At 63.7% G+C, this 21,055-nt stretch carries 21 protein-coding genes; 8 read left to right on the top strand and 13 right to left on the bottom strand.

The window, feature by feature from the left end:
- Positions 1-9: 9 nt before the first annotated feature.
- The 3 genes from GJ695_RS14400 (at position 10) to GJ695_RS14390 (ending at position 4,268) form a co-directional block, all read left to right on the top strand.
- On the top strand, positions 10-1,146 hold the full coding sequence (locus GJ695_RS14400) for a PilT/PilU family type 4a pilus ATPase (RefSeq protein ID WP_154365818.1): 1,137 nt from the start codon (positions 10-12) through the stop codon (positions 1,144-1,146).
- Positions 1,146-1,631 carry a glutathione peroxidase gene (locus GJ695_RS14395; RefSeq protein ID WP_154356620.1) on the top strand — a complete coding sequence of 162 codons (486 nt, stop codon included), beginning with the start codon at positions 1,146-1,148 and terminating at the stop codon, positions 1,629-1,631. Before GJ695_RS14400 ends, GJ695_RS14395 begins: the two co-directional genes overlap by 1 nt.
- 141 nt (positions 1,632-1,772) lie before the next feature.
- Positions 1,773-4,268 carry an EAL domain-containing protein gene (locus tag GJ695_RS14390; protein ID WP_229260528.1) on the top strand — a complete coding sequence of 832 codons (2,496 nt, stop codon included), beginning with the start codon at positions 1,773-1,775 and terminating at the stop codon, positions 4,266-4,268.
- Here GJ695_RS14390 and glcF read toward each other — a convergent pair.
- Genes glcF through GJ695_RS14375 form a run of 3 tightly spaced genes read right to left on the bottom strand, consistent with a single transcriptional unit; the run spans position 4,260 to position 8,050 of the window.
- Entirely contained in the window at positions 4,260-5,525 is a 1,266-nt protein-coding gene (glcF, locus tag GJ695_RS14385) for a glycolate oxidase subunit GlcF (RefSeq protein ID WP_154365814.1), read from the bottom strand. The two genes, GJ695_RS14390 and glcF, sit on opposite strands and share 9 nt — an antisense overlap.
- A 3-nt stretch (positions 5,526-5,528) precedes the next feature.
- Positions 5,529-6,569, bottom strand: a complete 1,041-nt coding sequence (glcE, locus tag GJ695_RS14380; protein ID WP_154365812.1) for a glycolate oxidase subunit GlcE — start codon at positions 6,567-6,569, stop codon at positions 5,529-5,531.
- Positions 6,570-6,571: 2 nt separating this feature from the next.
- Complete coding sequence (locus GJ695_RS14375; RefSeq protein WP_154365810.1) at positions 6,572-8,050, bottom strand: FAD-linked oxidase C-terminal domain-containing protein; 1,479 nt, start codon at positions 8,048-8,050, stop codon at positions 6,572-6,574.
- An 88-nt stretch (positions 8,051-8,138) separates the two neighbouring features.
- Between GJ695_RS14375 and GJ695_RS14370 the strand changes: the two genes are divergently transcribed.
- Positions 8,139-8,693 (top strand): cob(I)yrinic acid a,c-diamide adenosyltransferase, encoded by a 555-nt coding sequence (locus GJ695_RS14370; protein ID WP_154365809.1) that lies wholly within the window; start codon positions 8,139-8,141, stop codon positions 8,691-8,693.
- Here GJ695_RS14370 and GJ695_RS14365 read toward each other — a convergent pair.
- Together GJ695_RS14365 and GJ695_RS14360 are read right to left on the bottom strand one after the other, a co-directional pair.
- Positions 8,690-9,433 carry a M48 family metalloprotease gene (locus GJ695_RS14365; RefSeq protein WP_154365806.1) on the bottom strand — a complete coding sequence of 248 codons (744 nt, stop codon included), beginning with the start codon at positions 9,431-9,433 and terminating at the stop codon, positions 8,690-8,692. The two genes, GJ695_RS14370 and GJ695_RS14365, sit on opposite strands and share 4 nt — an antisense overlap.
- A gap of 64 nt (positions 9,434-9,497) precedes the next feature.
- Positions 9,498-10,403: a LysR family transcriptional regulator gene (locus GJ695_RS14360; RefSeq protein WP_154365805.1), complete on the bottom strand. Its 906-nt coding sequence runs from the start codon at positions 10,401-10,403 to the stop codon at positions 9,498-9,500.
- 99 nt (positions 10,404-10,502) lie between these two features.
- Between GJ695_RS14360 and GJ695_RS14355 the strand changes: the two genes are divergently transcribed.
- Positions 10,503-11,765, top strand: a complete 1,263-nt coding sequence (locus tag GJ695_RS14355; RefSeq protein WP_208023423.1) for an SGNH/GDSL hydrolase family protein — start codon at positions 10,503-10,505, stop codon at positions 11,763-11,765.
- On the opposite strand, the gene dxs is transcribed toward GJ695_RS14355, so the two are convergent.
- Genes dxs through GJ695_RS14340 form a run of 3 tightly spaced genes read right to left on the bottom strand, consistent with a single transcriptional unit; the run spans position 11,752 to position 14,774 of the window.
- A complete protein-coding gene (gene dxs, locus GJ695_RS14350; protein WP_154365801.1) occupies positions 11,752-13,623 on the bottom strand; it encodes a 1-deoxy-D-xylulose-5-phosphate synthase in 1,872 nt (623 codons plus the stop codon). The genes GJ695_RS14355 and dxs overlap by 14 nt on opposite strands.
- Positions 13,624-14,514 (bottom strand): polyprenyl synthetase family protein, encoded by an 891-nt coding sequence (locus GJ695_RS14345; protein ID WP_154365799.1) that lies wholly within the window; start codon positions 14,512-14,514, stop codon positions 13,624-13,626. It lies immediately after the preceding gene.
- The gene (locus GJ695_RS14340) at positions 14,511-14,774 is read right to left on the bottom strand and encodes an exodeoxyribonuclease VII small subunit (RefSeq protein WP_154365797.1); all 264 of its coding nucleotides are present in this window, start codon (positions 14,772-14,774) and stop codon (positions 14,511-14,513) included. The genes GJ695_RS14345 and GJ695_RS14340 overlap by 4 nt, the downstream gene beginning before the upstream one ends.
- Before the next feature lie 323 nt (positions 14,775-15,097).
- On the opposite strand from GJ695_RS14340, the gene GJ695_RS14335 reads away from it, so the two are divergent.
- The 3 genes from GJ695_RS14335 to GJ695_RS14325 are packed head-to-tail and all read left to right on the top strand — an operon-like array spanning position 15,098 to position 17,997.
- Entirely contained in the window at positions 15,098-16,198 is a 1,101-nt protein-coding gene (locus GJ695_RS14335) for an aromatic ring-hydroxylating oxygenase subunit alpha (protein WP_154365795.1), read from the top strand.
- A 9-nt stretch (positions 16,199-16,207) separates the two neighbouring features.
- Entirely contained in the window at positions 16,208-17,131 is a 924-nt protein-coding gene (locus tag GJ695_RS14330; protein ID WP_154365793.1) for a DMT family transporter, read from the top strand.
- A gap of 11 nt (positions 17,132-17,142) precedes the next feature.
- Positions 17,143-17,997, top strand: coding sequence for a sulfurtransferase (locus GJ695_RS14325; RefSeq protein WP_154365792.1), 855 nt, complete (start codon positions 17,143-17,145; stop codon positions 17,995-17,997).
- Here the strand turns inward: GJ695_RS14325 and GJ695_RS30645 are convergent.
- The 5 genes from GJ695_RS30645 to GJ695_RS14300 form a co-directional block, all read right to left on the bottom strand.
- Entirely contained in the window at positions 17,994-18,296 is a 303-nt protein-coding gene (locus GJ695_RS30645) for a type II toxin-antitoxin system RelE/ParE family toxin (protein WP_154365790.1), read from the bottom strand. The genes GJ695_RS14325 and GJ695_RS30645 overlap by 4 nt on opposite strands.
- The gene (locus GJ695_RS14315; protein WP_154365787.1) at positions 18,268-18,549 is read right to left on the bottom strand and encodes a hypothetical protein; all 282 of its coding nucleotides are present in this window, start codon (positions 18,547-18,549) and stop codon (positions 18,268-18,270) included. The genes GJ695_RS30645 and GJ695_RS14315 overlap by 29 nt, the downstream gene beginning before the upstream one ends.
- A gap of 86 nt (positions 18,550-18,635) precedes the next feature.
- Positions 18,636-19,259: a glutathione S-transferase family protein gene (locus GJ695_RS14310; protein WP_154365786.1), complete on the bottom strand. Its 624-nt coding sequence runs from the start codon at positions 19,257-19,259 to the stop codon at positions 18,636-18,638.
- A 27-nt stretch (positions 19,260-19,286) separates the two neighbouring features.
- On the bottom strand, positions 19,287-19,991 hold the full coding sequence (locus GJ695_RS14305; protein WP_166455224.1) for a ZIP family metal transporter: 705 nt from the start codon (positions 19,989-19,991) through the stop codon (positions 19,287-19,289).
- Positions 19,992-20,163: 172 nt separating this feature from the next.
- Complete coding sequence (locus GJ695_RS14300) at positions 20,164-21,048, bottom strand: dienelactone hydrolase family protein (protein WP_154365782.1); 885 nt, start codon at positions 21,046-21,048, stop codon at positions 20,164-20,166.
- Positions 21,049-21,055: the final 7 nt, after the last annotated feature.

The raw sequence follows: 21,055 nt of genomic DNA, 5'->3' as shown, positions 1-21,055 counted from the left end.
AAGAAGATTATGGAACGCGATCAGGCCTCAAAATTCATGTTCGACTTGCTGCGCCTGATGCTGGCCAAGAAAGGCTCGGACCTGTTCATCACCGCCGGCTTTCCGCCGGCCGTCAAGATCGACGGCAAGATGACGCCGGTGTCGGCGCAGGCGCTGACCGCCGCCCACACGCTCGACCTGGCCCGTTCCATCATGAACGACAAGCAGGCCGCCGGCTTCGAGCTGACCAAGGAAGCCAACTTCGCCATCAGCCCCGGCGACATCGGCCGCTTCCGCGTCTCCGCCTTCGTGCAGATGGGCGCGGTGGGCATGGTGCTGCGGACCATCAACTCCGACATCCCCAAGCTGGAAGACCTCGGCCTGCCGGACGTGCTGAAGGACGTGGTGATGTCCAAGCGCGGCCTGGTGATCATGGTCGGCGCCACCGGCTCCGGCAAATCGACCACGCTGGCCGCCATGGTCGGCTACCGCAACGAGAACAGCTACGGCCACATCATCACCATCGAAGATCCGGTCGAATTCGTCCACCCGCACAAAAACTGCATCGTCACCCAGCGCGAAGTCGGCGTCGACACCGACGACTGGGCCGTGGCGCTGAAGAACACGCTGCGCCAGGCGCCGGACGTGATCCAGATCGGCGAGATCCGCGACCGCGAAACCATGGACCACGCCATCGCCTTCGCCGAGACCGGCCACCTGTGCCTGGCCACGCTGCACGCCAACAGCGCCAACCAGGCGCTCGACCGCATCATCAACTTCTTCCCCGAGGAACGCCGCCAGCAGCTGCTGATGGACCTGTCGCTGAACCTGAAGGGCATGATTTCGCAGCGCCTGATTCCACGCAAGGAATCCAAGGGCCGCGCGGTGGCCATCGAGATCATGCTCAACTCGCCGCTGATCTCGGACCTGATCTTCAAGGGCCAGGTGCACGAGATCAAGGAGCTGATGAAGAAGTCGCGCGAGCTCGGCATGCAGACTTTCGACCAGTCGCTGTTCGAGCTGCACGAGGCCGACCTGATCACCTACGAGGACGCGCTGCGCAACGCCGACTCCGTCAACGACCTGCGCCTGACCATCAAGCTGGAAGGCAAGGCCGCGAAGAACCGCGACCTGTCGGCCGGCACCGAACATTTGGGAATCATCTAATGAGCACGATCTTCGACATCAGCGCCGACAGCCTGTCCGGCCAGCCGGTCAACCTCGGCCAGTACAAGGGCAAGGTGCTCCTGATCGTCAACACCGCCAGCAAGTGCGGCTTCACGCCGCAGTACAAGGGGCTGGAGGCGGTGTACCAGCAGTTCAAGGACAAGGGCGTGGAAGTGCTGGGCTTCCCGTGCAACCAGTTCGGCGCGCAGGAGCCGGGTCAGGCCGAGGAAATCGGCGCCTTCTGCGAAAAGAACTACGGCGTCACCTTCCCGCTGTTCGCCAAGATCGACGTCAACGGCGACCATGCCCACCCACTGTTCCAAAAGCTGAAGAAGGACGCCCCCGGCATCCTCGGCACCCAGGCCATCAAGTGGAACTTCACGAAATTTCTGATCCGCAAGGACGGCACCGTCTACAACCGCTACGCGCCGGCCACCAAGCCGGAAGAGCTGATTGCCGACATCGAAAAACTGCTGGCTGAGTGATTCCGACAACACAATGACGAAAACGTTTTCCAAAACAGGCGCAAAGCTTAACTTTTCGGTAATATTGGATTTCGCTTCCTGTCGAATCAGTCGCCTATGTCCTTAATGGGAAAAATTCTGTCTTACTGGCTGCGGATGGGGATGTACTCCAGGCTGTTCGTGCCCATCCTGCTGATGATCGCGACGGTGGTGGGCTTGCGCTATCACCTGATGCTGGAGTCCGAAACCACCAACGCCAACGCCCGCTATCAACGCGAGGCCGGCGAAGTGACTGCGCATTTACGCAAGACGCTGCAGCCGGCGCTCGCCATATCGGATCGCGCCGCGCTGGACAACACGCTGTCGGGCGCCCTGCTGCTCAACGGCGACTTGAGCGCGGCGCGGCTGGACTATGCCGGCGGCCATCTGGAAGCGCTGCGCAGTCCGCAGGCCGAGCCGCAATATCCGCGCTGGTTTGTGCGATTCAGTCCGCTGGCCCGCGCCAGCCGCACGGTCATCCTCGACGGCGCCACGCTGGTGCTGGATTTTGAACCGGTGCGCGCGCTCAACGACGTGTGGCGCAGCATCTACCAGCAGGCGGTGATCTCGGCGATCAACGTCATCGTCATCTACACGCTGCTGGGCATCATCATCCTCGCCAACAAGCGCATGCTGGCGCGCCTGGCCGACGCCACCAACCGCTTCCAGGGCGGCGACCACGATGTGCGCCTGCCGGTGCAAGGCACGCTGGAAGCGCGCATGCTGGCCTCCACCTTCAACAACATGGCGCAGCGCGTGCAGGCGCTGGTGCACAAGCTGCAGCAAAGCCAGAACAACCTGAGCGCGCAGCTGACGCGCACCCTGCTGGCGCAGAAGCAGTTGCAGGTCGAAAAGGACCGCATCGAGGTGACGCTGGCCTCCATCGGCGACGCCGTCATCACCACCGATTTGCACGGCAAGATCGACACCATCAACGAAGTGGCGCAGCAGCTGACCGGCTGGCCGGAGTCACGTGCGCGCGGCATGGAGCTGCACCAGGTGTTCGTGCTGTCGAATAATTTCGGCCAGCACTCGCTGCTGAAGGCGATGAAGGCGATTTACGCCGGCGGCGAAGTAGTCAAGGTGGGCAACCAGAACCTGCGCAACCGCATGGGCCAGACCTGCACCGTGGAGTACACCGCCAACGCCATCCGCACGCCGCAGGGCGAGGTGCAAGGTTCGGTGCTGGTGTTCCGCGACGTGACCGAACGCCGCCAGCTGATGCAGCAGATTTCGTGGCAGAGCAATCACGACATCCTCACCGGCCTGCCCAACCGCACCGCGCTGGCACAGCGCTTCGAGCAGGAAGTGGAGCGCGCACGCGAGCACAACTACCTGCTGGCGGTATGCCTGTTCGACCTGGATCACTTCCAGCATGTGAACCAGACCATGGGCCAGGCCGTCGGCGACGAAATTCTCAAGCAGGTTGCCAGCCGCCTGCACGACTTTGCCGGCCAGCGTCACTACGTGGCGCGCCTCGGCGGCGATGAGTTCGTGCTGCTGCTGCCGGAACTGAGCGACCGCGCCGCCATCGAGTACGCGATGAGCAAGCTGATGGCCGCACTGGCGCGCGACTACGTTTGCAGCGGCAAGGCGGTCAGCATGTCGGCCAGCGTGGGCATCGCGGTCTATACCGGCAATGACCTCAGCGCGGACAGCCTGCTGCGGCATGCGGACCAGGCGCTGTACCAGGCCAAGATCACGGGCCGCAACCGCCATCACTTCTTCGACGCCGATCTCGACGAACAGGTACGCACCCACCACAACCGCCGCACCGAAGTGCGCGCGGCGGTGCGCGCCAATGAGCTGGTGCTGTACTACCAGCCCAAGCTGGACATGCGCAAGGGCCGCATCGTCGGCATGGAGGCGCTGCTGCGCTGGAACCATCCGTTGCGCGGCATCGTCGGCCCGATGGATTTTCTGCCGATCGTCGAGCACACCGACGTCATCGTCGATATCGGCGAGTGGGTGCTGCGCGAGGCGCTGCGCCAGTTGCAATCCTGGCGCGCGTTCGATACCGACTGGGTGATCAGCGTGAACATCGCTGCACGCCATTTCCAGCGCCATGATTTCGTCGAGCGCTTGAAGATGATCCTGGCGGAGTTCCCGGAAGTGCCGCCGCATATGCTGGAGCTGGAGATATTGGAGTCATCGGCGTTGAGCGATATCAGCCACGTGCGCAGCATCATGCTGGACTGCCAGGCGCTGGGCATCAGTTTTGCGCTGGATGATTTCGGCACCGGTTATTCATCGATGTCCTACCTGAAGCGGCTGCCGGCCGACATCCTGAAGATCGACCAGAGCTTCGTGCGCAACATGCTGGTGGACCGCGACGACCTGCACCTGGTCAGCGCGGTGATCGGGCTGGCGCGTTCGTTCGGCCTGGGTGTGATTGCGGAAGGTGTCGAGACCATCGAACATGGCGCGATGCTGATGCGCCTGGGCTGCGATCTGGTGCAGGGCTACGGCGTGGCGCGGCCGATGCCGGCAGACGAGGTGCTGTCGTGGGTGGCCAGCTTCGATACCGCCAAGGTGTGGCAAGCCGCCGCCAGCCTGCCGCCCATCCTCAGCCTGCACGGCACCCCGGCCGGCGGCACCTCGCAGCTGGCGTTAATTTAAGGCGCGGTCCAGCAGTTCGATCCAGTGCATCACCGGCGTTTCGGTGCCGGATTGCAGATGCGCGCTGCAGCCGACGTTGGCGGATACGATGGTCTGTGCGCCGGTGTTTTCCAGGTTGGCCAGCTTGCGGTCGCGCAGTTGCAGCGAGAGCTCCGGTTGCAGCAGAGAATAGCTGCCGGCCGAGCCGCAGCACAGGTGGCTGTCGGCGCACAGCACCACGTCGATGCCGGCGGCGCGCAGCACGCCTTCAACCTTGCCGCGTATCTGCTGGCCGTGTTGCAGCGTGCAGGGAGGGTGATACGCCACGCGCCCTGCTTCGCCAGTCTTGACGCGCTGCGCAAGCTCGGCCTCGAATTCCGGCATGATCTCGCTCAGGTCGCGCGTCAGCATCGAAATGCGCGCGGCCTTGCCGGCATATTCGGGATCGTGCGCCAGCAGATGGCCGTACTCCTTGACCGTGACGCCGCAGCCGGACGCCGTCATGACGATCGCCTCGACCGCCGCGCCGCCGTCCGCCGCGCCGCCCGCGCCCGGCGCCGCGCTGCCCTGCACATGCGGCCACCACGCATCGATATTACGGCGCATGTCGTCCAGCGCCGCCTCCTGATGGTTCATATGATGCCGCAGCGCGCCGCAGCATCCCGCCTTGGCCGCGACGATCAGCTGCACGCCCAGCGCATCGAGCACGCGCGCCGTCGCGGCATTGATATTCGGCGCCATGCCCGGCTGCGCGCAGCCCTCCAGCACCAGCATCTTGCGCGCATGTTCGCGCGTTGGCCACACACCCGCATCCTGCCGATGCGGCACCTTGTCCTGCATCGCCGGCGACAGCAGCGGACGGAATATCTGCCCCGCCTGCAAAGCCGTCTTGAAGACCGCCTTGCGCGACAGTCCCTCCACCAGCACCTTGCGCTTGACACGCTGCCCCAGCGGACGCTGCACGCGCTCTTCCACCACCTTGCGGCCAATATCGATCAAGCGCCCGTACCTCACCCCGGATGGACAGGTCGTCTCGCAGTTGCGGCAGGTAAGGCAGCGGTCCAGATGAAGCTGCGTCTTGGCCGTCACCGCCTCGCCCTCCAGCACCTGCTTGATCAGATAAATGCGCCCGCGCGGCCCATCCAGCTCGTCGCCCAGCAGCTGATAGGTCGGGCAGGTGGCGGTGCAAAAGCCGCAATGTACGCACGCGCGCAGGATCGCTTCGGCCTCTTCGCCTTCGCGCGTGTTCTTGATGAAGTCAGCGAGATTGGTTTGCATAGTTCAGTACATGCGCCCAGGGTTGAAGATGCCGGCAGGATCAAAGGACTGCTTCAGGCGCTCATGGATTTTCGCCACCGCCGGCGCCAGCGGATGGAACACGCCAGCGGCTTTATCACCGCCGCGGAACAGCGTCGCATGCCCGCCTGACGCCGCAACGGTGCGGCGTATGCTGTCGGCGTCGGCAGCATCATCCACCTTGAGCCAGCGCTGCGCACCGCCCCACTCGATCAGCTGTTCGCCACGCAGGATGATCGCGCTGGCATGCGACGGCACCGACATGCGCCACAACGTACCGCCGCTGAAATACGCGTGCGTCTGATCGCGCAGCGAGGCCCAGTAAGCCTCGGCGCCATCCAGCGCCTGCCCGCCCAGCTTGCGCTGTGCCGCCTCCACCGCCGCATCCGCGCCGGACAGGCGCAAGGTCAACACATCCTGATGCCAGCAGCTGGCCGATATCGGCAACGGCTGGCCGGCCCATTCGTTCAGGCGCGCCAGCGCATCGATCTCGTTCATGTTAAAGCGCAGGCTCGCTTCGCGCAGCGGCACCGGCAGCACCTTCAAAGACACTTCCAGTATCAGGCCCAGCGTACCCAGTGAGCCTGCCAGCAGGCGCGAGACGTCATAGCCGGCGACGTTCTTCATCACCTGCCCGCCGAAGCGCAACACCTCGCCGCGTCCATCCATCAGCACCACGCCGAGCACGAAGTCGCGCACCGCTCCGGCGCTGGCGCGGCGCGGGCCGGACAGCGCACTGGCCACCACGCCGCCAATGGTCGATTCGGGACCGAAGCGCGGCGGCTCGAACGCCAGCATCTGATTGTGCTGCGCCAGCAGCGCTTCAATCTCCGCCAGCGGCGTGCCGCAGCGCGCGGTAATCACCAGTTCCGTCGGCTCGTAGGAAATGATGCCGCTGTTGATGCGCGTGTCCAGCACCTCGCCCGCCAGCGCCTGGCCGTACCAGTCCTTGGTGCCGCCGCCACGCAGGCGCAGCGGCGCCTTCGCGGTGCGGATACGGGCGGCGAAATCGTCGTAGACAGTCATGATCAGAATCGCGGGAGGTGGGCGAACGGCAGCACGCCACCGCTGACGCGCATCTTGCCGAATTCGGCGCAGCGGTGCAGCGTGGGGATCGCCTTGTCGGGATTGAGCAGGCCATGCGGGTCGAAGCTGCGCTTGACGGAGAAGAACGCCTCCAGCTCCGCCGGCGCAAACTGCACGCACATCGAATCGATCTTCTCGATGCCCACGCCATGTTCGCCGGTGATGGTGCCGCCGACCTCCACGCACAGCGCCAGGATCTCGGCGCCGAAGGCTTCGGCGCGCTGGAACTCGTCCGGAATATTCGCGTTGAACAGGATCAGCGGATGCAGATTGCCGTCGCCCGCGTGGAATACGTTCGCGCAGCGCAGGCCGTACTTGATCTCCATCGCAGCGATCCCCGCCAGCACCTCGCCCAGCCGCTTGCGTGGAATGGTGCCGTCCATGCAGTAGTAATCCGGCGAGATGCGGCCGGCGGCGGGAAAGGCGTTTTTGCGGCCGGACCAGAACTTCAGCCGCTCCGCCTCCGACTGCGAGACCGCGATCGCGCTGGCGCCGGCCTGGTTCAGCACCGCCGACATGCGGGCGATTTCCTCTTCCACTTCCTCGATGGTGCCGTCGGCTTCGCACAGCAGGATGGCGGCAGCATCGGTGTCGTAGCCGGCCTTGACGAACGGCTCCACCATGCGCGAAGACGTCTGGTCCATCATCTCCAGGCCAGCGGGAATGATGCCCGCCGCGATCAGCGCCTCCACCGCATGGCAGCCCTTCACCACTTCATCGAACGACGCCATGATCACGCGCGCGGTGGCCGGCTTGGGCACCAGCTTGACCGTCACTTCGGTGACGATGCCCAGCATGCCCTCGGAGCCGATAAACACCGACAGCAGGTCCAGTCCCGGCGCATCGAGCGCCTCGCTGCCCAATTCCACCACGTCGCCGTCGATGGTCACCACGCGCACGCGCAGCACGTTGTGCACGGTCAGGCCGTACTTCAGGCAATGCACGCCACCGGAATTTTCCGCCACATTGCCGCCGATGGTGCAGGCGATCTGCGACGACGGATCGGGAGCGTAGTACAAGCCATGCTGCGCCGCCGCTTCCGAGATCGCCAGGTTACGCACGCCCGGCTGCACCACCGCCGTCCGCGAATAAGCGTCCATGCGCACGATGCGGTTCAGGCGCGCGGTCGACAGCACCACGCCGTCGGCAATCGGCATCGCACCGCCGGACAAACCGGTGCCCGCGCCACGCGGCACGATGGGCACGTTCAGGTCGCGGCACACCTTGAGCACCGCAACAATCTGCGCCTCGGTATCGGGCAGCACGACGATCATCGGCAGCTGCCGATATGCCGCCAGACCATCGCATTCATAAGGACGCGTATCCTCCGGAGCCGACAGCACAGCGCGCTGCGGCAGCACATGCTGCAACGCCGCAGCAACCTGCGCACGCCGGGAGACAAGATCGGAAACAGTGTTCATGGTCATGCACCTGAAAACACAGATGGAGCCACGATTGTAAGCCCATTTGTTGTATTCTTCGGTGCATCGCCATCAAGGACTGAATATTATGGGCAACCGACTCTCTAAAATTGCTACGCGTACCGGTGACGGCGGCACGACCGGTCTGGGCGACGGCAGCCGCACGGACAAGGATAGCGTGCGCATCACCGCCATCGGCGAAGTGGACGAATTGAATTCGCATCTGGGCCTGCTGCTGTGCGAGGAGATGCCGGCCGATCTGCGCGACGAGCTGGTCACGATCCAGCACGATCTGTTCGACCTGGGCGGCGAGTTGTGCATTCCCGGCTATCAGATGATCAAGGAAGCGCACGTCGAGCGGCTGGATACGCTGCTGGCCAAGTACAACGCCACGCTGCCGCCGCTGACGGAATTCATCCTGCCGGCCGGCTCGCGCGCCGCGTCGCAGGCGCATGTGTGCCGCACCGTCTGCCGTCGCGCTGAACGCGCCATTGTCACGCTGGGCAAGGCGGAGACCATCCACGAACATCCGCGCCAGTACGTGAACCGCCTGTCGGACCTGCTGTTTGTGCTGTCGCGCGTGTTGAACCGCTACGCCGGCGGCAGCGACGTGCTGTGGCAGCACGAACGCAAACGCGGCTAATCGCCGAACAGCCGCGCCATCCCCTGCGCCATGCTGAGGCGCGAAGCGTTGGCGGGATAGGCGCCGGAGAGCAGCGCCGTCTGCTCGCCATCGGCCAGCTTGCGGTAGAAGCTGACCATGTCGTCCGCCGCCCAGCCGGCGCGGTGGGCCAGCACCATACCGAGATGATCGGCCTCGGATTCCTGCAGGCTGGATAGTTTCGACAGGCGGATTTGCAGCGACAGGTCGCTGTCCAGCCGCGCCATCACCACTTCCAGCGGCACGGCCGGAAAGCGGTTCAGCAGCATCGCCTCGGAGAAGGTTTCGCGGTGATGCTCGGCCACCGCATGCGCCACTTCGTGCGCCAGCAGCGTCGCCAGTTCGCCATCGGTCAGCGCCAGCCTGTGCACGAAGGCGCTGCCGACCAGAATCTTGCCGCCGGCCAGACACAGGGCATCCACGTCGACATCGCTGGTGGTGTGTACTTCCCATTGCCACTGCGCGGCCTCTGGTTTCAATTCGATAGCCACACGTATCAACTCGGCGCTGATGTAGCGCAGGCGCGCCAGCAGCGCGCGGTCCTCATCGAGTTTGCCGTCGGCGGCCAGATCCACTGTACGGTCGATGTAGCGCTCCTCCATGCTCGCATCGACTTCGGCGGCGCTGAAGACCAGTTCCTGCACACGGCCGGATTCCGGCACCTGCGAGGCGGCCGGCAGCGCTATCGCCAACAACATCAAGCCTGCGGTAATCAGCTTCATGCCAGTCCCTGATATAAACTGTTTATATCAATATAGGACAGCCTGCGCCATAGGCAAGAAAATTTCAGGAAGCGTTGTATCCAGGTAGCAGTGCGATCTGCGCCGCCAGATAATCCAGCAGCAGGCGTGCGCGCAACGGCTGGTAGCGGCGCGATGGCGACAGCAGATGCAGCGGCTGCGGTTGTCCATGCCACGCGGGCAGCACGCGCACCAAGGCGCCGTCATTGAGCAGATCCTGCACCAGCCACAGGGGACACAGGCCGATACCGCCGCCGGCCGCCAGACTCTCGCGGATCGCCAGCGCATGGTTGACGCGGTAGCGGCCACGCGTCTGGACGGTTTCGGTGCGTTCACCATTGTGCAATGTGAGCAGATCGGCATCGACCAGCCAGGCGAAGCGGATGTAGTCGTGCCGCGCCAGATCCTGCGGCTGCTTCGGTTTGCCGCGCGCTTTCAGGTAGGACGGCGCGGCCACCAATTGGCGCGGCGAGGTGCCGGCCAGCCTGGCGATGGCGTCCGGCGGCAGCTGGCGTCCCTGGCGGACGGCGATGTCCACGCCTTCCTTGACCAGATCGACCATGCGGTCGTCGAGTATCAGTTCGATGTCCACCTGCGGATATTGCGCCAGGAACGGTGCCAGCAAACCATTCAGGCGGAACTGGCCGAAGGCGGCCGGCGCGTTCAGGCGTATCAGGCCGGCCGGCGTTTCGGTCTGGCCGCGCGCCTCGGCCACGGCATCCTGGTACTCGGCCAGCACGGCCAGCGCGCGCTGGTAGAAGCGGCGTCCCTGCGGCGTCGGCTGCAGGCTGGTGGTGCTGCGCTCCAGCAAGCGCACGCCGAGGTCGCGTTCCAGGCCCGCCATCAGTTTGCTGATGGTCGGCTGCGTCGTTCCCTCTTCGCGCGCGACGGCGGACAGGCTGCCCAGTTCCACGGCGCGGACAAAACAGCGTAGCGATCGGATAGTGTCCATGCGACCTCATTCCATAATTGAATGAAGTATAGTCAATTTATACGTCTTCTGCGCTCAATTGGAATGACCTATCGTGAGCTTTTCGACAGGAGAGCAATCATGAAGAGATTTATCGCTGGCGCGCTATGCGCAGTCATTGCCGGGCCACTGCTTGCGGCGGATAACTGGGTCGCGACCTGGCAGGCCAGCCCGCATGCGGCATGGGGCGAACAGGAATTTGCGCTGCCGACGGGCGTTCCCGCTGCGCTGGAGCGGCAAACCGTGCGCGAAACGGCGCGCATCAGCGTTGGCGGGCGGCGTGTGCGGGTGGTGCTGTCGAACCGCTACAGCACGCAGCCGCTGGTGATCGGCGAGGCACGGCTGGCGCGCGACGGCGAGGCCGGACGCTTGCTGACTTTTGGCGGACAGCGTGGCGTCGCCATTCCGTCCGGTGCGCCCTTGGTGAGCGACGCTTTGGAGATGCCGGTGGCGGCGCTGGAGAAGCTGGCTGTCAGCGTGTATCTGCCGGAGCGCACAGCGTTGGCGACTTTTCACTGGGGCGCGCAGCAGACCGGCGCCATCGTGGAAGGCAATCAGGCCGGCGCGGTGACGTGGCAGACGGCGCAAGCGCTGCATGGGCGTGCGCTGTTGAGCGGGATCTGGGTGGATGCGGCGGAGCCAACCCAGGCTGTGGCGGCGTTTGGCGACTCGATCACGGACGGCAATGGCTCGACGCCGGACCGCGACCGGCGCTGGCCGGATTATCTGGCCGCGCGCCTCAGCATTGGTGTCGACGCAGGCGCTGGCCCTGGCCCTGGCCCTGGCCCTGGCCCTGGCCCTGGCCCTAGCGTTGACGTCGGAGTCGGCGTCGTCAACGCCGGCATCTCGGGCGCGCGGCTGCTGGGCGACCGCATGGGCGTCAACGCCGCCGCGCGCTTCGAGCAGGACGTGCTGGCGCAGCCCGGCGTGCAAACGGCAGTGGTGCTGATGGGGATTAACGATATCGGCTGGCCGCAAAGCGTGTTCGCGCCGCAGGAAGCGCCGATGACGGCGGAGCGCATCATCGCCGTCTACCGCCAGCTGATCGCGCAGGCGCACGCGCGCAAGGTGCGCATCATCGGCGCCACGCTGCCGCCGTTCGAAGGCACGGCCATCGAAGGCTATTACACGCCCGCCAAGGACGCACTACGCCGGCAGGTCAATCGATGGATCAGGGAGAGTCAGGAATTCGACGCGGTGGCCGATATGGATGCGCTGCTGCGCGACCCGGACCACCCGTCGCGCATGCTGCCGCGTTACGACAGCGGCGACCACCTGCATCCGGGCGACGCCGGATACGAAGCGATGGCCGCCGCCGTGGCGGAGGTGATCAGCCGTTATTGACGACCAGGCGCGGTTCGTCGCTCAGGTAACGCTGCTTGATCGACGCGGTGATGCCGGCGGCATCCAGGCCAACGCTGGCCAGCAGCTTGACCGGGTCGCCATGGTCGATGAACTTGTCCGGCAGGCCAAGCATCAGCATCGGCTTGGCGAGGCCTGCGGCGGCCAGCGCTTCCGCCACGGCGGCGCCGGCGCCGCCCATGATGCAGCCCTCTTCCACCGTCACGAAGTAATCGTGATCGGCGGCCAGCTGCTTGACCAGTTCCACGTCCAGCGGCTTGACGAAGCGCATATTGGCCACGGTGGCGTTCAGCGTTTCGCCGGCGGCCACGGACGGCGCCACCATCGAGCCGAAGGCCAGGATGGCGATCTTCTGGCCGCTGCGCTTGATTTCGCCCTTGCCGATTTCAATCGACGTCAGTTCCGGCTTGATCACCGCGCCGATGCCGGCGCCGCGTGGATAGCGTATCGCGGCCGGACCGTTGTAGTGGTAGCCGGTGGTCAGCATCTGGCGGCATTCGTTTTCGTCCGATGCGGCCATCACCACCATGTTCGGAATGCAGCGCAGGTAGGCCATGTCGTAGTTGCCGGCATGGGTGGCGCCGTCGGCGCCCACCAGGCCCGCGCGGTCCAGCGCAAAGGTCACGTCCAGGTTTTGCAGCGCCACGTCGTGGATCAGCTGATCGTAGCCGCGTTGCAGGAAGGTCGAGTAGATCGCCACCACCGGTTTCAGGCCTTCGCAGGCCAGGCCGGCGCCGAAGGTCACCGAGTGCTGCTCGGCGATGCCGACGTCGAAGTAACGGTCAGGATATTCCTGGTCGAAGCGCACCATGCCCGAACCTTCGCGCATGGCCGGCGTGATGCCGACCAGCTTCTTGTCGGCGGCGGCCATGTCGCACAGCCAGTCGCCGAATACTTCGGTGTAGGTTTTTTTCGACGGCGCAACCGCCGGCTTGATGCCTTCGGCCGGATTGAACTTGCCGGTGCCGTGGTAAAGGATAGGCTCGGCCTCGGCCAGCTTGTAGCCCTGGCCCTTCTTGGTCACCACGTGCAGGAACTGCGGGCCTTTCAACTGCTTGATGTTCTGCAGCGTCGGGATCAGCGATTCCAGGTCGTGGCCGTCGATCGGGCCGATGTAGTTGAAGCCGAATTCCTCGAACATCGTGGCCGGAACCACCATGCCCTTCGCATGTTCTTCCAGCTTCTTGGCCAGCTCCAGCACCGGGCCAGGCAGCACCGATTTGCCGACGTTCTTGGCGGCGGCGTAGAACTGTCCCGACATCAGCCGCGCCAGATAGCGGTTCAGCGCGCCGACGGGCGGCGAGATCGACATGTCGTTGTCGTTCAGGATCACCAGCAGGTTGACGTCGTCCTGCACGCCGGCGTTGTTCAGCGCCTCGAACGCCATGCCGGCGGTCATGGAACCGTCGCCGATGACGGCGATGGCGTGGCGATGCTCGCCCTTGATCTTGGCCGCCTGCGCCATGCCCAGCGCCGCCGAAATCGAGGTCGACGAGTGCGCGGTGCCGAAGGTGTCGTATTCGCTTTCGTCGCGTTTCGGGAAGCCCGAGATGCCGTTCAGCTGGCGCAGCGTGTGCATGCGCTCGCGGCGGCCGGTCAGGATCTTGTGCGAGTAGGTCTGGTGGCCCACGTCCCAGACGATGCGGTCGTGCGGCGTGTTGAACACGTAGTGCAGCGCCACCGTCAATTCCACCGTGCCGAGATTGGACGACAGGTGGCCGCCGGTCTTCGACACGGAATCGAGCAGGTAGGCGCGCAGTTCATGCGCCAGCGGCGTCAGTTGGCTGTACGAGAGTTTGCGTACATCGGCCGGGGATTCTATTTTTTCGAGCAAGTTCATTTATGCCTTCCGCTGCACGATCAGGTCCGCGAGTTCGCGTAATCGCAAAGCTTTTTCTCCAAACGGCGCGAGCGCTGCATGCGCGTCGAGCCGCAATTTTTCCGCCAGTGCGCGCGACGGCGCCAAACCTAGTATGGATACGTAGGTCGGTTTGTTGTCGGCGGCGTCCTTGCCGGCGGTTTTGCCCAGCGTGGCCGAATCAGCCGTCGCGTCAAGCACATCGTCCACCACCTGGAACGCCAGGCCGATGGCGCGCGCGTAGATGTTCAGCGCGTTCAGTTCCGTGTCGTCCAGCTCCTTGCCGGCCAGGGCGCCCAGCACCACGGACGCGCGCAGCAGGGCGCCGGTTTTCAGCTGGTGCATGCACTCCAGCTGTTCCAGCGTCAGGCTGACGCCGACGCTATCGAGATCAATGGCCTGGCCGCCGCACATGCCGGCCGAGCCGGAGGCATGGGCCAGCAGGCGCAGCATCGCCGCCACGCGCGCCGGCGGCACGGTGGCGGTCTCGGCCAGCACCAGGAAGGCTTGCGACTGCAGCGCGTCGCCGACCAGCAGCGCGGTCGCTTCGTCGTAGGCCACGTGCACCGTCGGCTTGCCGCGGCGCAGTGCGTCGTCGTCCATGCACGGCATGTCGTCGTGCACCAGCGAGTAGGCGTGGATCATTTCCACCGCCGCCGCCGCGCGGCTCAACGTGGCCGCATCGGCGCCGAACAGGGCGCCGGCCGCGTACACCAGCAGCGGGCGCACGCGCTTGCCGCCGCCCAGCAGCGCATAGCGCATCGCTTCGTGCAGCTTGGCGGGAATGGTGTCGGACGACGGCAGGAAACCGGATAAATCGTTTTCCGATCCGGCCTGCACGGTTTTCATCCAGTCGTCGAAGGCGGCGCTCATTGTTCGCCCTCGCCAACGGCCACGAAAGGCTTGAGCATCTCGCCTTCCAGCACCTTGACCTGGGATTCCACTTTTTCCAGCTGGGCCGCGCAGAACTTCACCAGCTCCGAGCCGCGCGCATAGGCGGCCACCGAAGCTTCCAGCGGCAGTTGACCCGCCTCCATCTGTGCGACCAGTTGCGCCAGTTCCGCCATCGCTTCTTCAAACGAAGCGGGAGCGAGGGCGGCGGCGGTCGCGTCGGCAGTTAATTTCTTAGACATAGTTATCAGTTATCTTGGGCACAGCCAGGCCAGCGCAGTGTAGCCCGATATTTTAGAACAAACCACCTTATCCCGTGGAACATTAGCGTCCAGGCACACCGCGGACTCTGGATTTTAGCGCAATCGCCCTCATTTGCCCTGTCGAGCATGCAGTTATTGCAATGTTTTGCACAATAAGCGAGCAAGCTGGGCTGTCTGTACCGCGCAAAACACGGTATAATCGCCGGTTCTGTCCTAAATACCACCTCAACGCATTTGAATGCGGGTCGTCTTTACGGATTCTGTCTCTTCTTGGTTTGATGTATATATTAAGGGGGGTTTGGATGTCCGATCTGGGTACCCACGCCAAGCTAGCGCGGCCAACCGCGCAACTTCCGGTCAACGTCTATTTTGACGAAACGCTACTGCAGCGTGAAATGCAGCAATTATTCAAGGCCGGTCCGCGCTATGTCGGCCACGAGCTGATGGTGCCAAATGTTGGCGATTTCGCCACACTGGCCGCCGAAAACGAAGGCCGCATGCTGGTGCGTAACGCCAATGGCATCGAATTGCTGTCCAACGTCTGCCGCCACCGCCAGGCGCTGATGTTCAATGGCCGCGGCAACGCCAGCAACATCGTCTGCCCGCTGCACCGCTGGACCTACGACCTCAAGGGGGAGTTGATCGGCGCGCCGCACTTCCCGGAAACGCCTTGCCTGAACCTGCCGAAGACCCAGCTGCAAAGCTGGAACGGCCTGCTGTTCGAGCAAAACGGCTACAACGTCATGGAAGAGCTGAACCAGCTGTCCGTGACCAAGGATCTGGATTTCAGCGGCTACATGCTGGACCACGTGGAAGTCCACCACTGCGACTACAACTGGAAGACCTTCATCGAGGTCTACCTGGAGGACTACCACGTCGAGCCGTTCCACCCCGGACTGGGCAGCTTCGTCACCTGTGACGACCTGCGCTGGGAGTTCGGCCGCGAGTACAGCGTGCAGACGGTGGGCGTGCACAAGGGCCTGCAGAAGTCCGGCTCGGAAATCTACAAGCACTGGCAGGAGCAGGTGCTCAAGTTCCGTGGCGGCGAACCGCCGCCGTACGGCGCCATCTGGCTGACCCTGTACCCGAACATCATGGTCGAGTGGTATCCGCACGTGCTGATCGTCTCGACCCTGTGGCCGGAAGGCCCGAACCGCACCAGGAACGTGGTGGAGTTCTACTATCCCGAGGAAATCGTGCTGTTCGAGCGCGAGTTCATCGAGGCCGAGCGCGCCGCCTACATGGAAACCTGTATCGAAGACGACGAAATCGGCCGACGCATGGACGCCGGCCGCAAAGTCCTCATGGACCGCGGCGAGACGGACGGCGGGCCGTATCAATCACCGATGGAAGACGGCATGCAACACTTCCACGAGTGGTACCAACGTAAAATGGATTTATAAGGTTTCACGATGCAGTCACTCTGGATGTTGTTTGCGAGTTTTATGTTTGCCGTCATGGGCGTCTGCGTCAAGCTGGCTTCTGCAGAATTCTCAACATCCGAGCTGGTCATGTACCGGGGCGTGGTCGGCGTGATCACCCTCGGCGCCCTGGTCACCTTGCGCGGCGAAACCTTCCGCACCTCGATGCCGGGCGCCCACGTCTGGCGCGGCCTGATCGGCGTCACCTCGCTGTGGCTGTGGTATTACTCGATCGGCCAGCTGCCGCTGGCCACCGCCATGACCCTCAATTACATGTCGCCGATCTGGATCGCCGTGTGGCTGTTCGCCATGGGCTGGTGGCACGCCAAGGGCGACATCAAATGGCCGCTGATGGTGGCGGTGGGGCTGAGCTTTGTCGGCGTCACGCTGCTGCTGCGCCCCGCTTTCAATGCCAATCAACTGACGCCGGCGCTGATTGCGCTGGGTTCCAGCGTGATTACCGCCACCGCCTACATGCAGGTGCGCAAAATGGGCCTGGCCGGTGAGCCGGAAAACCGGGTGGTGTTCTACTTCACCGTCATGAACCTGGCCGCCGGCATCGTCGGCGTGTTCCTGACCGGCGGCAGCGACGGTCCGGTATGGCATCCAATCTCCAGCGTGCGCAGCGGCTTGCTGCTGCTGGCCATCGGCGTGTGCGCCACCAGCGCGCAGATCGCCATGACGCGCGCCTATCGCCTTGGCAACACGCTGGTGGTGGCGAACTTGCAGTACACCGGCATCGTGTTCTCCAGCGTCTGGGGCGTGTTTATCTTCGGCGACGTGTTCGACTGGCATAGCTGGGCGGGCATCGGCATCATTCTCGCGTCAGGGATGGCGGCAACGTTCTACAATACGCGCAGCACGCCACGCGGCAAGGCCATTGCCGATACCGATCCCATCGCCAGCGAAGTATAAGGAACCAGTTCATGTACACGACCCTGATCGACGCCGCCACCCTGTCCCAGCACCTGGAAGATCCGAAATGGGTCATCCTTGACTGCCGCCACGACCTGATGCATCCGAACGCGGGCTTCGACAGCTTTGCCATCGGCCATATCGCCAGCGCGCAGTTTGCCAATGTGGATACGGATTTGTCGGGCGCGAAGATCGGGGCGGACGGCAAGTTCCTCGGCCGTCATCCGCTGCCGGGCAAGGCGGCGTTCATCGAAACCCTGCGCGGCTGGGGCATCGACGACGACACCCAGGTGGTGGCTTACGATGCCCATGGCGGCATGTTCGCGGCGCGCTTGTGGTGGCTGCTGCGCTGGGTCGGCCATGCGGCGGTCGCGGTGCTGGATGGCGGTCTGGTGGCCTGGCAGGCCGAGGCCCTGCCGCTGGTCACGCATGCCGAGCGCCGCACGCCGGGCGCGATCAGCGAGCGCTCGTCGCTGGTCAGCACCGTGTCGGCGGATGAGGTGCTGGCCAACATCGACATGCAGGGCCGCACCGTGGTCGACGCGCGCGCGGCCGACCGTTATCGCGGCGAGAACGAAACCATCGATCCGGTGGGCGGCCATATCCCGGGCGCCAAGAACCGCTTCTTCAAGGACAACCTGACGGCCGAAGGCCGCTTCAAGAACGCCGAGCAGCTGAAAGCCGAATTCGCGCCGCTGTTTGCCGATCCATCGAAAGCCATCATGCAGTGCGGCTCCGGCGTCACCGCCTGCCACAACCTGCTGGCCCTGGAAGTCGCCGGCCTCCCAGGCGCCGCGCTCTACCCCGGCTCGTGGAGCGAATGGGTCGGCGACCCCACGCGGCCAGTCGCCACCGGCCCCAACTAAGATTTACGGGTGTGCCGCGCCCAGCGCATGATCGTAATACTCGTTTGATGAATCCGATACTCAATCGTATGACCAGTTTTCGGTATCGGGAATCGATATAAACCAGCGATTTTAGTGGGCGTACCGATGGCAGGCTGCGTAGCAATCAGGTCGAGCGCTTTCTGCAATCGCTGGATGATCAACCGGGCAGTGTTTGTGTCCTGTGCATAGACATGCCCGATCGTTTGATCGAGCGATTTTTGTGCTCTCGCTGACCAACTGATTACCAGCCTAGCCGGTTTTGCGTTTGCGCCGCGCATTTGCTTCCACAATCTGAAGTGCCTGCGCCATTACGTCTTCATTCGATATTGTTCTGCCTGCGGCGATGTCTTCTTGTCCCTCGATATCTGCTTGAATACTTTGCTCAACGTCGTCGAAACCATATTGCCAGACTTCAGGCCAGATTTCGTCAGCAGTAAGTTGTGCGAGAACAGCCAAATGCTCGAGGCGAGCGCGGTCTGCGGCGGAGAGGGCCGCCAAGGCTTCGGCTTGTTTTTTGAGGCGGGAATTCATGCCGCCATCATACTCCGGGTGGAGACGATGGCAAGTTGAGCTGGCGCAGGCTCAGGGTGAAGGCTGCTGCGCAAGCGAATTCTCTTTCAAGGTTCGCCGTTGCGGCAAAAGATATGGAAAGCAGGCCTTTCACTCAACCGCTCGTAGTACCCGGTAATTGCAGAATACAGCGGCCGCTCCATCGGCGTGGATAACCAGCGGTGAACGGACAGGCCGAGCACCACATCGGCCAGGGAGAAATGATCGCCAGCCGCATAGCGCCCGATGGTCGCAAGATGATGATCAAGGATGCCGATGTGCCGGTTCCAGTGCGCGACACCAGCTTCGATCTGCGCCGGATCGCGATGCGCGGGACTATTGCGCACCAGCGCCATGAACGCATAGCGCCAGGCATTATTCAATTCGGTAGCCTGCCAATCCATCCACTGTTCGACACGCGCACGCGCCTGCGGCTCAACCGGCAACAGCCGCCCGTCGTTCGTCTTGTTGCAGAGGTAGCGGCAGATCGTATTCGATTCCCACAGCACGAAATCGCCATCGACGATAACAGGCACCATCGCGTTCGGATTGAGCGCACGAAAACTGTCCTGCGCCGTGGATTGAAATCCCGCGCCCCAATCCTCCCGCTCGAACTCAATGCCAAGCTCGGCGCATGTCCACAAGACCTTGCGCACGTTGATGGAAGAAGCTTTTCCAAGAATTTTTAACATGACTCGTGCGGTGACGATAGGTCAGGCTTAGTGGTGGCCGCCGACCAGGAAGACGACGATGGCGACGCCGGCGGCGATCAGCAGCACTTGCGGCACGGTCTCGCGCATGGTGGCGCGGCGCTGCATCTGCGGCATCAGGTCGCTGACGGCAATGTAGATGAAGCCGGACGAGGCAAACACCAGCACATAGGGAATCAGGCTGCTGGCACGGTCCAGCGTGTAATAGCCCAGCAGGCCGCCGGCAATCGCCAGCAGACTGCACAACAGGTTGTACACGTAAGCGCGGGTGCGCGAGAAGCCGGCGTTCAGCAGCACGATGAAGTCGCCAATTTCCTGCGGAATTTCGTGCGCGATGATGGCCAGGCCGGTCACCAGGCCCAGCTCCGGATTCGCCAGGAACGCCGCCGCAATCAGAATGCCGTCGGTGAAGTTGTGCATGCCGTCGCCGACCAGGATCATCCAGCCGGCCTTGCCGGCCTCGTGCTTGTCGTGGCCATGGTGGTGATGGTGGCCGTCGCCCTCGTGGTGATGCGAATGGCGCAGGATCGCCAGCTTTTCCAGCAGGAAGAACGCCAGCAGCCCGCCCAGCAAGGTGGCAAACAGGCTGCGCGCGCTGGCGGTCGATTCAAACGCCTCCGGCAAGGCATGCAGCAGCGACGTCGACAGCATGATGCCGACCGACAGGCTGACCATGCGCTCGACCACCTTGGACAGCAAGGTAAACGAGAACACGGCCGCCGCAGTGATGCTCACTACGCCAGCCAGTGTGGTTGCCAATAAGATGGAGATGAGTACGGGATCGATGTTATAGCCTCTGGTGCTGAAGCCGCGCGCGCTACCGCGCAGGCCGGGGCGTTATTTTACTCCCCGGCATGCTTTTTTGCTGATTTTGCTTAAAAACCGCTCACATGACGCCGTTTTGCTTGAACCAGGCCAGCGTCCGGCCCCAGCCGTCCTTGGCGTCGGCCTCGACGTAGCTCGGGCGGTAGTCGGCGTGGAAGGCGTGGCCGGAGTTCGGATAAATCACGAAAGTGGACTTGTTCGGCCCCTTGGCCAGCGCCGCTTTCATGACGGTGATCGACTCCTGCGAGATGCCGGTGTCCTTGGCGCCATACAGGCCCAGCACGGGAACCGTCAGAGTGCCAGCAACATCGATCGGGTGCCTGGGAAAGTTGGCGTTGGTGTCCCCCATCAGGCGGCCATACCAGGCCACGCCGGCCTTGATCGACGGATTGTGCGCCGCGTACAGCCAGGTGATGCGGCCGCCCCAGCAGAAACCCGTGATGGCGATCTTGTCGGCATTGCCGCCATTGGCCTTGGCCCAGGCGACCACGGCGTCGAGGTCGGTCAGCACCTGCTCGTCCGGGGTCTTGGCGATGATGTCGCGCTGCAGTTCGGCGATGGACGCCACCTTGGTCGCGTCGCCCTGGCGCACGAACAGGTCCGGCGCCAGCGCCAGGTAGCCTTGCTTGGCGAAGCGGCGGGCGACGTCGGCGATGTGCTCGTGGACGCCGAAAATTTCGGAGATCACCAGGATCACCGGCAGGTTGGTCTTGCCTTCAGGCTGGGCGCGGTAGACCGGGACGTTCTGGCCGTTGACGTTGAGCGTAATGGTGCCGGCGGTCAGGCCGACGGTGTCGGTCTTGATGACGTTTTGCGCCATCACCGGCAGCGTGGCGGCGGCAAAGCCGGTGCCCAGCGCCACCTTCAGGAAATCGCGGCGGTCGACGCCGTCCGACAAATTCGTTTTAGCCAGCAAACTCTCTGCATCCCGCGTCAAATCGTCCATCCTGTAA

This window comes from Duganella alba, assembly GCF_009674495.1.
Taxonomy (GTDB): Bacteria; Pseudomonadota; Gammaproteobacteria; order Burkholderiales; family Burkholderiaceae_D; genus Rugamonas; species Rugamonas alba.
This window is presented reverse-complemented; position numbering and strand designations above follow the sequence as displayed.

Bases quoted from the DNA above. Each gene is read 5' to 3' on its own strand.
- GJ695_RS14310 (WP_154365786.1), bottom strand. From the start codon at position 19,259: ATGTTAAAAATTCTTGGAAAAGCTTCTTCCATCAACGTGCGCAAGGTC.
- GJ695_RS14395 (WP_154356620.1), top strand. From the start codon at position 1,146: ATGAGCACGATCTTCGACATCAGCGCCGACAGCCTGTCCGGCCAGCCG.
- GJ695_RS14335 (WP_154365795.1), top strand. From the start codon at position 15,098: ATGTCCGATCTGGGTACCCACGCCAAGCTAGCGCGGCCAACCGCGCAA.
- GJ695_RS14360 (WP_154365805.1), bottom strand. From the start codon at position 10,403: ATGGACACTATCCGATCGCTACGCTGTTTTGTCCGCGCCGTGGAACTG.
- GJ695_RS14355 (WP_208023423.1), top strand. From the start codon at position 10,503: ATGAAGAGATTTATCGCTGGCGCGCTATGCGCAGTCATTGCCGGGCCA.
- glcE (WP_154365812.1), bottom strand. From the start codon at position 6,569: ATGACTGTCTACGACGATTTCGCCGCCCGTATCCGCACCGCGAAGGCG.
- GJ695_RS14300 (WP_154365782.1), bottom strand. From the start codon at position 21,048: ATGGACGATTTGACGCGGGATGCAGAGAGTTTGCTGGCTAAAACGAAT.
- GJ695_RS14370 (WP_154365809.1), top strand. From the start codon at position 8,139: ATGGGCAACCGACTCTCTAAAATTGCTACGCGTACCGGTGACGGCGGC.
- GJ695_RS14345 (WP_154365799.1), bottom strand. From the start codon at position 14,514: ATGAGCGCCGCCTTCGACGACTGGATGAAAACCGTGCAGGCCGGATCG.
- dxs (WP_154365801.1), bottom strand. From the start codon at position 13,623: ATGAACTTGCTCGAAAAAATAGAATCCCCGGCCGATGTACGCAAACTC.
- GJ695_RS14375 (WP_154365810.1), bottom strand. From the start codon at position 8,050: ATGAACACTGTTTCCGATCTTGTCTCCCGGCGTGCGCAGGTTGCTGCG.
- GJ695_RS14365 (WP_154365806.1), bottom strand. From the start codon at position 9,433: ATGAAGCTGATTACCGCAGGCTTGATGTTGTTGGCGATAGCGCTGCCG.
- GJ695_RS14325 (WP_154365792.1), top strand. From the start codon at position 17,143: ATGTACACGACCCTGATCGACGCCGCCACCCTGTCCCAGCACCTGGAA.
- GJ695_RS14330 (WP_154365793.1), top strand. From the start codon at position 16,208: ATGCAGTCACTCTGGATGTTGTTTGCGAGTTTTATGTTTGCCGTCATG.
- GJ695_RS14390 (WP_229260528.1), top strand. From the start codon at position 1,773: ATGTACTCCAGGCTGTTCGTGCCCATCCTGCTGATGATCGCGACGGTG.
- glcF (WP_154365814.1), bottom strand. From the start codon at position 5,525: ATGCAAACCAATCTCGCTGACTTCATCAAGAACACGCGCGAAGGCGAA.
- GJ695_RS14315 (WP_154365787.1), bottom strand. From the start codon at position 18,549: ATGAATTCCCGCCTCAAAAAACAAGCCGAAGCCTTGGCGGCCCTCTCC.
- GJ695_RS14340 (WP_154365797.1), bottom strand. From the start codon at position 14,774: ATGTCTAAGAAATTAACTGCCGACGCGACCGCCGCCGCCCTCGCTCCC.
- GJ695_RS30645 (WP_154365790.1), bottom strand. From the start codon at position 18,296: ATGCGCGGCGCAAACGCAAAACCGGCTAGGCTGGTAATCAGTTGGTCA.
- GJ695_RS14400 (WP_154365818.1), top strand. From the start codon at position 10: ATGGAACGCGATCAGGCCTCAAAATTCATGTTCGACTTGCTGCGCCTG.